We start from the raw sequence: 12,893 nt of genomic DNA, 5'->3' as shown, positions 1-12,893 counted from the left end.
ACCCACCGCAGCAGGCGGCCGGTCAGGCCGCGGGGGTACGCGCCGGCCGTCTGCTCGGCCGCGGGGCGTCCGCCCACGGCGGGGCGGGCCTCCCGGCCGTCCGGCAGCAGCTCGCTGCCCACCGTCGGGTCCGCGACGAACCGACCCTCGGCGTCGTAGGCGTCCCGCGCCCGCCAGTAGCGCGCGATCACGGGCAGCTTCGACGCGATGTGCACGACGAGCGAACCGATGATCAGGTACGACATGGCGTAGTGGACCTGGCGGAACGGGAACGGCCACGGGTACCACTGGTACGTGTTCAGCAGGCCGGTGCCGACCTGCACGATCGACGCCGACACGAGCACCGCGATCGACAGCCGCTCGAGCAGGTGCAGGACCCCGCGCACCGGCGGGACCTGGGCCAGCGCGGGCATGACGACGTTCAGCTTGGCGAGCAGCAGCGGGATGATCGCGATGCCCGCGGTGATGTGCAGGCCCTGCGTGAACTGGTAGAGCTGCGTCGGCCGGGTCGGGAAGCGCATCCACGGCAGGGGGTCCTGCAGCAGGTGGCTGTAGACGCCGGTCCCGAAGCAGACGACGAACGCGATGCCGAGCAGGCGACCCCAGACGACGGCCGAGCGGGCGTTGCGGTTCGGGGACGCCATGGTCGCGCGTGCGTCCAGCAGGACCCGGCGCACGATCGGTAGCCTCGGGGAACCATGAGCAGACGACCGCGCGCCGCCTCCGTCCCGACGACCGCGGTCGTGTCGACCGTCCTGTCCGTCGTCGGCGTGCTGGCGCTGGCGGGTGTCATCGCCTTCGGCATCACGCATCTGGGGTTCCTCCGTGCCGGTCATCGTGCACCATTCGTTGCCTGGACGCTCATCGCTTGGGCGGTCTTCGCGGGAGCCGTGGTCGCCGTGCGGTTCGTGCCCCGCGAGTGGACGACCCGGATCGTCCTCGGTGGGGCGGTCGTGGTCGGCATCGCGGCGCTCGTCGGCCCGCCGAACACCAGTACCGACTCTGCCCGGTACGCCTGGGACGGCATCGTGCAACACGCCGGCATTTCACCGTACGCCCACACGCCGCAGTCGAACGCGCTGGCCGACCTGCGCCCGGACTGGCTGTTCCCGGACAAGATCGACGGCACCTGCAAGCCGCTCGAGCCGCGGATGCGCGGGCTCGGCGACGGAGCCGACGGGCACTGCGTCGCCATCAACCGGCCGGACGTGACCACGATCTACCCGCCGATGGCGCAGCTGTGGTTCGCCGGTGTGCGCGCCTTCGTGCCCGCGACCGCGCAGTACATGCCGTTCCAGGTCGCGGGACTCCTCGTCTCCCTCGGCGTCACGATCGGTCTGGTCGCGGTGCTCCGTCGCGTCGGCCGCCCGACCTGGTGGGCCGCGCTGTGGGCCTGGTCGCCGCTCGTCGCGTCCGAGGCGGTCACGAACTCGCACGTCGACGTCGTCGGTGCCGCCCTCGCCACGGCGGGCGTCGTGCTCGTCGCCTTCGGTCGGCCGATCTGGGGCGGGATCGCCCTCGGTGCGGCGACGGCCACCAAGCTCATCCCGGCGATCGTCTACCCGCCCCTGCTCGGCCGGTGGCGGTACTGGTGGGCGGTCCCCGTCGGCATCGCCACGTTCGCGCTGCTCTACGTGCCCTACGTGCTCACGACCGGCGTGAAGGTCCTCGGGTACCTGCCCGGCTACCTGTCCGAGGAGGGCTACGAGGACGGCTCCCGGTTCGCCCTGGTCTCGTCCGTGATCAAGGGCGATGCGGCGACGATCGTCGTCGGGCTCGTGGTGCTCCTGGCCGCCGTGGTGTCCTGGCGCCTCGCGGACCCCGCACGGCCGTGGTCCGCCGAGGTGTTCATGATCGGTGTGACCTTCCTCGCCGTGACCCCGCGGTACCCCTGGTACGCGCTGCTCCTCATCCCCTTCGTGGTCCTCTCGGGTCGGTGGGAGTGGATGGCCCTGAACCTCGCCATCGCCCTGCGCGGGGTCTGGCCCTCGGCGCCCGCGTTCCGGTGGTGGCTCCTCGCCGCGGTGCTCGTGATCGTGGTCGTCACGCTCGTCCGCACCCGGCGCGAGGACTGGGTGCGCTGGGGACGACGACTCGACCCCCGTGGGTGGCGGTCCGTGGACCCCCGCACCCGCGACCGCATCGACGCGGGGTAGCATCACGGGGATGACGGCGCGGATCCTGCCCTCGACCGGCCTGCTGCGCCGGGTGCGCAGCGAGTCGCCGGCCATCCCTCCTCGACCCGTCGACGACCCCGGGCTCGTCGACCGGTTCGCCCGGCGCGCCGTCGACCTGCGGGTCTCGCTCACCGAGCGCTGCAACCTCCGATGCACGTACTGCATGCCGGCGGAGGGGCTGCCCGTGATCCCGTCGGACGCACTCATGACGGCGGCGGAGATCGACCGTCTGGTCGGCCTCGCCGCCGGCACCCTCGGCGTGCGCAAGGTCCGCTTCACCGGTGGTGAGCCGCTCCTGCGCGCCGACCTCGTCGACATCGTCCGTCGGTGCTCGGTCCACGACGTCGAACTGTCGATCACCACGAACGCGATCGGCCTGGCGAACCGCGCGCAGGCCCTGGCGGACGCCGGACTGCGCCGCGTCAACGTCTCGCTCGACACCGTCGACCCGGACGTCTTCGCCGAGGTCACCCGGCGCCCGTTCCTCGACCGCGTGCTCGAGGGCATCGCCGCCGCGGCGGACGCAGGCCTCGGGGTCAAGGTCAACGCCGTGCTGCTCCGCGGGGTGAACGACCACCTCGCCGTCGACCTGCTCGCCTGGTGCCTCGAGCGCGGGCACGAGCTGCGCTTCATCGAGCAGATGCCGCTCGACCCCGGGCACGCCTGGGACGGCGCAACCATGGTCACGGCGGAGGAGACCCGCGCCCTGCTCGGCGAGCACTACCGCCTCGAGCCCGACGAGGCGCCGCGTGACGGCGCCCCCGCCGAGCGGTACCGCGTGTCGACGCTCGACGGCGAAGCGCTCGGCACCGTCGGTGTGATCGCGAGCATCACCGAGTCGTTCTGCGCCGACTGCACCCGCACGCGCCTGACCGCCGAGGGACACGTGCGCTCCTGCCTGTTCTCGGACGACGAGGTCGACTTGCTCGGCCCCCTGCGCGCCGGCGCCGACGACGACGTCCTGCTCGACACCTGGCGACGCGCGATGTGGGCGAAGCCGCGGGACCACGGCGACGACGCGGACGGGATCGTGCACCCGTCCCGCGGCATGAGTGCGATCGGAGGCTGACCGGTGACGACGATGCGGTTCTTCGCCGCGGCCCGCGCGGCCGTCGGCCAGGACGAGACCACGGTGGCCGCGACGACGCTCGATGCGGCACTGCGAGGTGTCACGGCGGCAGATCCGGACCGGTGGACGGCGTTGCAGGAGCGGTGCTCGTACCTCGTCGACGGGGTCACGACGCGCGACCGCTCGACGTCGCTCGACGGCGTCGCGAACGTCGACGTGATGCCCCCGTTCGCCGGCGGCTAGGCCACCGTCACGCGGGCGCGGCGACGCTGACCTCGTCCGGGTCGACGGCGACCCGCACGGCCACGCCCGGCTCCAGACCGAGGGCCGCTGCCGACGCGACGGTCACGTCGGCCACCAGGTCACCCGCGTGCACCCGCACCAGCCCGTCACGCGGTTCCACCGCGGTCACCGTCCGTGCCAGCCCCGGCCCGTCACGGCGCACGCGCGCCGCGGTCGGGTGCAGGGCCGCGACCGCGGGTCGGCCGGGAGGCACGGTGTGCGTCGCGGACGCCAGCTCACCGCCGCCGTCGAGCGCGATCCCGGTCGGTGTGGCCGTCCCGGGGACGAGCACCAGTCCGGAGAAGGACGCCGAGAACGGCGTGCGCGGTTGCCGGAGGACGGCCTCGGTGCGCCCCTCCTCGACGACGCGGCCGTCCTGCAGCACGACGACGCGGTCGGCGAGCGTGACGGCCTCGAGCGGGTCGTGCGTGACGAGGAGGGTCGGGCGGCCGCGCAGGGCGGCGCGCAGGGCCGCGCGGACCTCGGTGCGGGCGTCGACGTCGAGCGCCGTGGTCGGCTCGTCGAGCAGCAGCAGCGCGGGCTCCGTCGCGAGGGCACGGGCGACCGCGACACGCTGCGCCTGCCCGCCGGACAGCGTGGTCGGTGACCGGTCGGCGAGACCGGACGCACCGACGGCGGCGAGGGCCGTGGCGGCGCGGTGCTGTGCCTCCCGGCGGCCGGCCCCGGTGGCACGCGGACCGAAGGCGACGTTGCCGACGACCGTGCGGTGGGCGAAGAGGTCCGGGCGTTGTGCGACCAGGCCGACCCGGCGGCGGTGCGTCGGCACGGACGTCAGGTCGCGGCCCGCGAGCACGACACTGCCGTCGCGCGTGCGGAGGAGGCCGGCGAGGGCCTCGACGACGGTCGACTTGCCGGCGCCGTTCGGCCCGACCAGCGCGACGCACTCGTCGGGGCCGATCGTCAGGCGCACGTCGACGTCCCGCTCGGGCACGAGCACGTGCGCGACGAGCCCCGCTCCACCGCCCGTCACGTCGTCACCGGGCGGGTGCGCACCGTCGTCGTCCCGATCACGACGAGGGCGACCACGACGAGGACGAGCGCGAGCGCGACGGCGGTGTCCGGGTCGATCTCGCGCTGCAGGTAGACCTCGAGCGGGAGCGTCCGGGTGACCCCCTGCAGGCTGCCGGCGAAGGTGAGGGTGGCGCCGAACTCGCCGAGCGCCCGCGCCCCGCAGAGCACCAGGCCGGAGGTGATGCCCGGGAGCACGCGCGGCGTCGTGACGGTGAGGAACGTCCGGGTCGGTCCGGCGCCGAGCGTGGCGGCGACCCGTTCGGCGCGACCGCCGCCGGTGCGGAGCGAGCCCTCGATCGACGACACCAGGAACGGCATCGACACGAAGACCTGCGCCGTCACGACCGCCGTCGTGGTGAAGGCGATCCGGAGCCCGTGCTCGTCGAGGAACGCGCCGAGCACGCCGAGCCGCCCGAAGGCCGCGAGCAGGGCGAGACCGCCGACCACGGGCGGGAGCACGAGTGGCAGGAGGACGAGCGCACGGAGGACCCCGACCCAGCGGGAGGTCGAGCGGGCGAACAGCACCGCCAGCGGGTAGCCGAGGACGAACGCGACCCCGGTGGCGGCGGCCGCGGTGCCGAGGCTCAGCCCGAGCGCGGTGGTCGACGCGGGGGCGGTGACCAGGGCGACGAACGACGACCAGTCGACCCGACCGACCATCGCGGCCACGGGCACGACGACGAACAGGCCGCCGAGGACCGCGGGGACCGGGAGCCACCACGGCACGGGGGTCCGCTGGTGGCTCTGGGGCGTCCTGCTCGTCATCGTCCTGGTCGACCGGTGCATCGTGGTCGTCGTCAGGGTGCGCCGAAGCCGGCGTCCGTGAGCACCTTGCGGCCGGCGTCGGAGCGGACGAACGCGGCGAACGACGCGGCGGTCTCCGGGTTCGCGGACCCCTTGAGGACACCGATCGGGTACGTGTTCACGGCCTCCGACGACTCCGCGAACTTGACGCCCTCGACCTTCCCCCCGGAGCCCTCGACGTCGGTGACGTAGACGAGCCCGGCGTCGGCCTGCCCGGACTCGACCTTCCCGAGGACGTCGGTGACCGACTGCTCCTCGCTCACCGGTCGGAGCTCGATGCCCGCGGCCCGCTCGACCTCCGCCGTCGCCGCACCGCACGGCACGGGGGCGGCGCAGGTGACGACCTGCAGGTCGGACGCGGTGAGGTCGCGGAGGTCCGCGACGCGCTCGGGGTTGCCGGGTGCGACGGCGATCTCGAGGGTGTTCGTCGCGAAGTCGCGGGGCCACCCCGTCGCCAGGTCGGTCGTCGCGAGCTTCGCCATGGTCGCCTCGTCGGCGGAGGCGAACACGTCGGCGGGGGCGCCGTTGCGGATCTGCGAGACGAGGTCGCTCGAGCCGGCGAACGAGAACGTGACCGTGGTCCCCGGGTGCCGCTGCTCGTACTGCTCCCCGAGCTCCCTGAAGGTGCGCTGGAGCGAGGCGGCCGCGAAGACCGTGATCGACCCGGTCGGGCCCGTGCTGCCCGTGGCGGTGCCGCTCGCCGAGGTGCCCGTCGCGCTGCTCCCCGTCGCGCCGCCGGTGGCCGGCCGGGTCGTGCACGCGGCGAGGCTCGTCCCGACGACGACCACGAGCGCGATCGCGGCAGGGGTTCGCAGGAGCGTCTTCACGGGGCGATCCTAGCCGCACGTGCGGTCAGGAGGTGATCGGGTGGCCCTCCTGGCCCCACGCGGTGATCCCGCCGTCGAGGACCGTGACGGGCGACGCCCCCGCCGGACGGTCCGCGATGGCCTGCCGTGCCCAGGCGGTGGCGCGCTTCCCGGACGCGCACACGACGACCAGTTCGTCGACCGCCCCGGAGCCGCCGAGGTCGTCCGGGGTCCGCGAGCCCGGGATCACCCCGGTCGCGCGCTCCGCCTCGGTCCGGACGTCGACGAGGACGATCCGGTCGCCGGCGACGTCGGCCGCACCGTCGTCACCGAGTCGTCGTGCCAGCTCGGCGGGGGCGATCCGCGGCGGCTCCGCGACCGCCGACGCCGCGGGACGGACCGATCCCGGGCCGCGACGCAGGACGCTCTCGGTCCAGCGCCACCGACGGGCGTCCACCGTGAGCACCCGGCCGAGCAGCGGCTCGCCGAGCCCGGCGACCAGGGCGGTGACCTGCGCCGCCATCACCGCGCCTAACGCGCCGCACAGGGCGGGCAGCACGCCGTCCGCGGCGCAGGAGCCCTCGTCCGGCAGCGCCTCGGGGTGGAGGTCGTGGAAGTCGACCGGGTCGGCGGCGGCATCGTGGAAGACCGAGACCTGTCCGTCGTAGCCGAGCGCGGTGCCCCAGACGAAGGGCACGCCCGCCGCGGCGCACGCGTCGGAGACGGCACGGGTGACCTCGACGCTGTCCGCCGCGTCGACCACCACGTCGTGGTCGGCGACGTGCTCGGGGCGGAAGCGCTCGGTCAGGGCGACGACCTCGACGACGGCGTCGACGCCGCGCACCCGGTCGGCTGCGCACGCCGCCTTCGAGCGCCCCACGTCGGCGGCAGCGAACAGCGTCTGTCGCGCCAGGTTCGACGTGTCCACCGTGTCGTGGTCGACGATCGTGATCCGGCCGAGCCCGGAGCCAGCCAGGTACGTCAGGACGGGTGCGCCGAGCCCGCCCGCTCCGACGACGAGGACCCGGGCGCCGGCGAGCGCGTCGAGCGCCGCCTGCCCGGCACCGTCGAGCGCGGCCGTGCGCGAGGTGCTCCGCCGCCGGGCGGCGAGCGCTGCGGGGTCGGGCGTGGCTGGGTCGGACACGGCGGGGTCGGGCGTGGCGGGGTCGGGCGTGGTCACCGTGCGCGCTCCGGCTGCTCCGGCACCTCGACGGTGACCATCGTGGCCTTGACGGACGCGACCGCGACGGAACCGACCTCGAGCCCGAGGTCGCGGACGGCCTCGGCGGTCATCAGGGACACCACTCGGTTCGGGCCGGCCTGCAGCTCCACCTGGGCGACCACCCCCTCGACGACCAGGTCGGTGACGATGCCGACGAAGCGGTTCCGCGCCGAGCTGCGGACACCGGACGGGTCGTCGAGCCCGGCGTCACGACCGCGGACGTACGCGGCGAGGTCCCGCCCCTCGACCACCGTGCGGCCGGACGGGTCCTCGGAACGGGGCAGCGTGCCGGCGTCGACCAGGCGCCGGACGGTGTCGTCGCTGACGCCCAGGTACCGCGCGGCGTCTCGGATGCGGAGTGTCGTCATGGTGTCCGTGACCCTACGGCATGGCGAACTCTCACGGAGGGGACAGCGGTACGGGGCACGCGCCCAGCCGTGCGCGCTACCGTCGCGGGCGTGACTGCACCACAGACCGGCACCATCCACGTCCCCGCCTCCGCCGGGGTCGCGCCGGTCCGTACCCGCCTGCGGTCCGCGTCCACGGCCCTGCGTGTCGCAGCAGTCCGGACCCCCGAACTCACCGTGGGTGCGCTCGGCGTCGTCACGGGCGCGCTCTTCGCCTGGGTCCCCTCGCTCTGGTACGACGAGGCCGCGACGGTCACCAGCGCCACGCGCAGCTGGCCGCAGCTCTGGGCCGAACTCCACAACGTGGACGCCGTGCACGGCCTGTACTACGCACTCATCCACGCCTGGTTCTGGCTCGTGGGGTACACGCCGTTCACCCTCCGCTTCCCGAGCGCACTCGCCATCGGCGTCACCGCCGGGCTCGTCGTCGCACTCGGACGCCGCCTGGGTGGTCGTCGGCTCGGCATCGTCGCCGGTCTCGTGTTCCTCGCGATCCCCCGCGTGCAGTGGGCCGGGTCCGAGGGCCGCCCCTACGCGACCGTCACGACCCTGGCCGTCGCACTGACGCTCGTCGGCATCACGGCCGTCCGACGCACCCGGTCCGGGGCGACGCGGGCGTCGAGCATCCGCTGGTGGGTCGCCTACGGGCTGCTCGCGCTCCTGGCCGTCTGCTTCAACGTGTACCTCGCGCTCGCCGTGGTCGCACACGCGGCGGCCCTGGCCTGGACGTGGCTGGCCGAGCGCCGGTCGCGTACGTGGACCCGGCGGTCGGACGCCGGTGACCCGCTCGTGGGCCGTGTCGTCCTCGTCCGCTGGGTCGTCGCCGCCGCAGCTGCCGCGCTCCTCGCGTCGCCGCTCGTGCTCGAGGTCACGGAGCAGTCCAAGCAGGTCGCGTGGATCTCGGGCATCACGCAGCGCACCCCGCGCCAGGTGTTCGCCACCTCGTGGTTCGGCGGGATCGACTCGTACGCCGCGGTCGCGTGGACGCTCCTCGTCATCGGTGTCGTCGTGTCCCTGGTCGCCGCACACCGCCGCGTCCCCACCGTCCGCGCGCTCCTCCGGGCACAGGCGGTCCGGATCGCCCTGCCGCTGGCACTGCTGCCGACCGGGGCACTGCTCGCCGCGACGGCACTCGGCAAGCACCTCTACTCCCCCAAGTACGCATCGCTGAGCATGCCGTTCGTCGCGCTCCTCATCGCGCTCGCGATCACCGCCCTGCGGCGGAAGGCCCTGATCGCCGCGCTGCTCGCGGTCTTCCTCGTCATCAGCGTCCCGAGCGCGATCGACGTCAAGACGCCCCGGTCGAAGCAGGAGTCGACCTGGGCGAACGCCGCGTCGATCATCGCCGCCGAGCGTGGGGCGAACACCGGCGCCAACGAGGGCGTCGTCTTCGGCAGCGTCTACGGGCACCCGACGTCCACCGCGGAGATCATCCGCGTCTCCTACCCCTGGGCGTTCACCGGGATGACCGACCTGGGCATCCGGAAGAACGGCGCCGAGACGGGCGTGCTCTGGAACGAGAACGGCGACCTGGCGTCGACGATCCCGGCACGCCTCGGTGACATCGACACCGTGTGGTTCGTCGGCGGCACCCCGAAGGCCCGCAACATCCAGCCGGAGACGACCGAGGTGCTCGCCGAGCACGGCTTCCACGTCGAGCAGAAGTGGCGGACCGGTCGGGTCGTCATCACGGAGTTCGTCCGCGACTGAGCCCCGACGGCACCGTAGGTCCGGTGGTCAGTCGGCACCGCGGGTCCGGTGGTCAGTGCACGACGCGGGCACCGTGCACCGGGCCGGTCGCCCGGAGCGCGACGAGCCCGGAGGCGCTGAGCTCGACCTGCACCTCGAGCGCAGCATCGCGGTCGGCGACCAGGAACGCGACCGTCGGGCCGCTCCCCGAGACGATGCCCGCGAGCGCGCCGGCCTTCTCCCCCACCTCGATCGTCGCCGCGAGCCCCGGCTGCAGCCGCATCGCGGGTGCCTGCAGGTCGTTGTGCAGGCAGTCCGCGAGCAGGTCCGCGTCGCCGGCACGGAGCGCCTGGAGCACGTTCGCCTCGACGACGGGGGTCGTGGGAGCCGGGCGGATGTCGGCCCGGTAGCGCTCCCGGTGCTCGTCGAGCGCCCGGTAGACAGCAGGGGTGGAGAGACCGTCCTCGCTGAGCGCGAGGACCCAGTGGAACTCCCCCTTGGCGAGCGCCGGGCTCAGCTCGTCACCGCGACCCGTCCCCACGGCGGTGCCGCCGGCGAAGGCGAACGGGACGTCCGCGCCGAGTCGGGCCGCGAGCCGCAGCAGCTCGTCCCGCCCGAGGGCGGTGCCCCAGAGGGTGTCGCACGCGAGCAGGGTCGCCGCGGCGTCGGCCGATCCCCCGCCCATCCCGCCGGCGACGGGGACCTGCTTGTCGATGGTGAGCCGGACGCCGCCCCGGTGCCCGGCGGCCTCGGCCACGAGACGCGCGGCGCGGATCGCCAGGTTCGAGTCGTCGGTCGGGACCGCACTGGTGTCGATCGGTCCCGTGAAGCGCACGGAGAAGTCGTCGGCCGCTTCCGCGGTGACGTCCTCGTACAGCGACACCGCCTGGTACGCGGTCGCCACGTCGTGGTAGCCGTCGTCCTGCAGCGCGCCGACGGACAGGAACACGTTGATCTTGCCGGGAGCGCGCACCCGCACGCGGGTCGGTGCGGCCAGCGAGGTCATGCGTCCAACCTATCCTCCCCGCGCCGGGCCGCGGACTACGCCGAGGTCCCCGCCGCCGCGAACCCGCGAGCCAGGTCGGCCAGGATGTCGTCCACGTGCTCCAGACCGATCGACAGGCGGATCATGCCCTCCCCGACGCCGGCGGCCGCGCGTTGCTGCGGGGTCATCTGCACGTGGGTCGTCGACGCGGGGTGCACGACGAGCGACCGGACGTCGCCCAGGTTCGACACGTGGTCGAAGAGCTCGAGCGCGGCGACGAACCGGCGACCGGCAGCGACCCCACCGGCGAGGTCGAACGCCAGCACGGCCGACGGCCCCTTCGGCACGTAGCGCTGCTGCAGGTGGTGCCACGGCGACGAGGGCAGCCCGGCGTAGTGCACGTGCTCGACCTGCGCGTGTCCGTCCAACCACGAGGCGACCGCGGCCGCGTTCGCCACGTGCCGGTCCATGCGCAGCGACAGCGTCTGGATGCCCTGCAGGACGAGGAAGGCGTTGAACGGGGCGATCGCGGGGCCGAGGTCGGCGGACAGCTTCGACCGGGTGCGCTGGATGAACGCGCGGCGGCCGAACTTCTCGGCGAAGGCCGTCCCGGCGAACCCGGACTGCTCGACCGTCGTGAGCTGCGGGTACTTCTCCGCCTGCGCCGCCCAGTCGAAGTTCCCGCCGTCGACGATGATCCCGGCGACGGCGCTGCCGTGGCCGGCGAGGTACTTCGTCGCCGAGTGCACGACGATGTCCGCGCCGTGCTCGATCGGTCGCACGAGGTACGGCGTCGCGATGGTGTTGTCGACGATGAGCGGCACCCCGGCGTCGTGCGCGACACCGGCGACCCCCGCGAAGTCGAGCACGTCGCCACGCGGGTTCGGGATGCTCTCGCCGAAGAACGCCCGCGTCTCCGGACGGACCGCGGCGCGCCACTCGTCGAGGTCCGTCGGGTCCTGCACGAAGGTGAACGAGATGCCGAGGTCGCTCAGCGTCGAGTGGAAGAGCGTGTAGGTCGCACCGTAGAGCGACGCCGACGAGACGACGTGGGCGCCCGCCCGCGCGACGCCGAGCACCGCCAGCGAGGTCGCCGCCTGACCGGACGCCAGCGCCAGTGCTCCGACCCCGCCCTCGAGGTCCGCGACGCGTCGCTCCAGGGCCGCCGCAGACGGGTTGTTGACGCGTGTGTAGGTGTGTCCAGGTGCGTCGAGCATGAAGCGCGCCGCCGCGTCCTCGCCCGAGGGGTACACGAAGGCCGCGCTCTGCGCGATCGGGGGCACGTTCGCCCCGAAGCCGGGGTCGGCCGTGAAGCCGGCCCGGATCTGCCGCGTCTCGAACGCCCAGTCGTCCTCGGCCGCCATCAGGCGACCGGCTCGGCGGGGACGGCGGCGCGGACGAGCGGGATGACCTGCTCGCCGAAGCGCTCCATCTCCTCGGCCTGCGGCGAGAACTGCAGCAGGAGCGTGTCGACCCCGGCGTCCTCGAACTCGCGGATCCGGTCGGCGACCTGCTGCGGCGTACCGACGAACCCGGGGCGCAGACCGCGGTTCGACACCGAGTAGTCCTCGAGCGACGGCACGTGCTCGAGCTGCGACTTCGAGATGAAGTCCTGGTACGACTCGTACGCCTTCCCGTGGCGGACGTCGGTGATGCGGGCCAGCTCGGCCTGCGCCTCCTCCTCGGTCTCGCGGACGATCACGTACGCGGCCATGCCGAATGCCTCGAACGGCGCGGCGCCGGCGTCCTCGCGGCGACGCTTCATCTCGTCGATCTTCGTGCGGAGCTCGTCGACGGTGCCGCCGTGTGTCAGGTACGCGTCGGCGAAGCGGGTGATCGAGCTCTTGCCCGCCTCGCTCTCGCCGCCGGCGTAGATGCGCGGGGTGACCCGCGGCTTCGGCTCGAGGTGCGTGTTCTGCACGTCGTAGTACTCGCCCGTGAACGAGAACGGCGTCTCGGCCCAGAGGCCCTTGAGGATCGCGACGAACTCCTCGGTCCGCGCGTAGCGGTCGTCGTGCTCGGAGAAGATGCCGCCGTATTGACGGGCCTCCTCCGCCCACCACGCGCTCACGACGTTGAACGTGAAGCGACCACAGGAGATCTCGTCGATGGTCGCGGCCTGCTTCGCCGTCACCGCAGGCAGGTGGTAGCCCGGACGCATCGCGGCCATGATCTCGAGCCGCTCGGTCGTCGCGGCCAGCGCGGCCGCGAGCGCCCACGCCTCGAGGCTCGGCGCGGCCGTCCCCTTGATGTCGTTGAGGTTGAGCTCCGGCACGAGCGTCAGGTCGAAGCCGATCCGCTCGGCACGCTGCGCCAGCCGCTTCACGTAGTCGAAGGTGACGGGCATGTCCTCGTCCTCGACGTTGCGCAGCCAGCCGCCGAAGAGCGGGGTCCAGTATCCGAATCGCACGAGTGGTTCC

Annotated in this window: 12 protein-coding genes and 1 pseudogene; 4 read left to right on the top strand and 9 right to left on the bottom strand. The window is 73.6% G+C overall.

Translation table 11 applies throughout. The annotated features are described in order from the left end of the window. A pseudogene (locus ACH0A8_RS14700) lies at positions 1 to 677 on the bottom strand (molybdopterin-binding protein); the annotation flags it as partial. A 21-nt stretch (positions 678 to 698) separates the two neighbouring features. On the opposite strand from ACH0A8_RS14700, the gene ACH0A8_RS14695 reads away from it, so the two are divergent. From ACH0A8_RS14695 to ACH0A8_RS14685, 3 genes are read left to right on the top strand one after another with little or no spacing between them, the layout of a single operon-like run. Next, the gene (locus ACH0A8_RS14695; RefSeq protein WP_271826677.1) at positions 699 to 2,156 is read left to right on the top strand and encodes a glycosyltransferase family 87 protein; all 1,458 of its coding nucleotides are present in this window, start codon (positions 699 to 701) and stop codon (positions 2,154 to 2,156) included. Positions 2,157 to 2,166: 10 nt separating this feature from the next. Continuing rightward, positions 2,167 to 3,246, top strand: coding sequence for a GTP 3',8-cyclase MoaA (moaA, locus tag ACH0A8_RS14690; RefSeq protein ID WP_406907446.1), 1,080 nt, complete (start codon positions 2,167 to 2,169; stop codon positions 3,244 to 3,246). 12 nt (positions 3,247 to 3,258) lie between these two features. After that, on the top strand, positions 3,259 to 3,489 hold the full coding sequence (locus tag ACH0A8_RS14685) for a MoaD/ThiS family protein (protein ID WP_144411462.1): 231 nt from the start codon (positions 3,259 to 3,261) through the stop codon (positions 3,487 to 3,489). Between the two features lie 7 nt (positions 3,490 to 3,496). Here the strand turns inward: ACH0A8_RS14685 and ACH0A8_RS14680 are convergent, their stop codons facing one another. From ACH0A8_RS14680 to ACH0A8_RS14660, 5 genes are read right to left on the bottom strand one after another with little or no spacing between them, the layout of a single operon-like run. Beyond that, entirely contained in the window at positions 3,497 to 4,519 is a 1,023-nt protein-coding gene (locus ACH0A8_RS14680; protein ID WP_406907445.1) for an ABC transporter ATP-binding protein, read from the bottom strand. Beyond that, a complete protein-coding gene (locus tag ACH0A8_RS14675) occupies positions 4,516 to 5,346 on the bottom strand; it encodes an ABC transporter permease (RefSeq protein WP_406907444.1) in 831 nt (276 codons plus the stop codon). Before ACH0A8_RS14675 ends, ACH0A8_RS14680 begins: the two co-directional genes overlap by 4 nt. 11 nt (positions 5,347 to 5,357) lie before the next feature. Further along, on the bottom strand, positions 5,358 to 6,191 hold the full coding sequence (modA, locus tag ACH0A8_RS14670) for a molybdate ABC transporter substrate-binding protein (RefSeq protein WP_406907443.1): 834 nt from the start codon (positions 6,189 to 6,191) through the stop codon (positions 5,358 to 5,360). Positions 6,192 to 6,216: 25 nt separating this feature from the next. Next, complete coding sequence (locus ACH0A8_RS14665) at positions 6,217 to 7,350, bottom strand: ThiF family adenylyltransferase (protein WP_406907442.1); 1,134 nt, start codon at positions 7,348 to 7,350, stop codon at positions 6,217 to 6,219. Beyond that, complete coding sequence (locus ACH0A8_RS14660) at positions 7,347 to 7,760, bottom strand: molybdopterin-binding protein (protein ID WP_066655894.1); 414 nt, start codon at positions 7,758 to 7,760, stop codon at positions 7,347 to 7,349. The genes ACH0A8_RS14665 and ACH0A8_RS14660 overlap by 4 nt, the downstream gene beginning before the upstream one ends. A 90-nt stretch (positions 7,761 to 7,850) precedes the next feature. On the opposite strand from ACH0A8_RS14660, the gene ACH0A8_RS14655 reads away from it, so the two are divergent. Then, positions 7,851 to 9,509: a glycosyltransferase family 39 protein gene (locus tag ACH0A8_RS14655; RefSeq protein ID WP_066655896.1), complete on the top strand. Its 1,659-nt coding sequence runs from the start codon at positions 7,851 to 7,853 to the stop codon at positions 9,507 to 9,509. A 52-nt stretch (positions 9,510 to 9,561) separates the two neighbouring features. Here the strand turns inward: ACH0A8_RS14655 and ACH0A8_RS14650 are convergent, their stop codons facing one another. From ACH0A8_RS14650 to ACH0A8_RS14640, 3 genes are read right to left on the bottom strand one after another with little or no spacing between them, the layout of a single operon-like run. Beyond that, on the bottom strand, positions 9,562 to 10,494 hold the full coding sequence (locus ACH0A8_RS14650; protein ID WP_066655898.1) for a 4-(cytidine 5'-diphospho)-2-C-methyl-D-erythritol kinase: 933 nt from the start codon (positions 10,492 to 10,494) through the stop codon (positions 9,562 to 9,564). 35 nt (positions 10,495 to 10,529) lie between these two features. Next, a complete protein-coding gene (locus ACH0A8_RS14645) occupies positions 10,530 to 11,837 on the bottom strand; it encodes an O-acetylhomoserine aminocarboxypropyltransferase/cysteine synthase family protein (protein ID WP_251154472.1) in 1,308 nt (435 codons plus the stop codon). Beyond that, positions 11,837 to 12,883, bottom strand: coding sequence for an LLM class flavin-dependent oxidoreductase (locus tag ACH0A8_RS14640; RefSeq protein ID WP_209685568.1), 1,047 nt, complete (start codon positions 12,881 to 12,883; stop codon positions 11,837 to 11,839). The genes ACH0A8_RS14645 and ACH0A8_RS14640 overlap by 1 nt, the downstream gene beginning before the upstream one ends. Positions 12,884 to 12,893 lie beyond the last annotated feature (10 nt).

Source organism: Curtobacterium sp. 179-B 9B NHS (assembly GCF_045370965.1).
GTDB lineage: Bacteria > Actinomycetota > Actinomycetes > Actinomycetales > Microbacteriaceae > Curtobacterium.
Note: the sequence above shows the minus strand (reverse complement) of the source record. Positions and strands in the feature narration are given on the sequence as shown.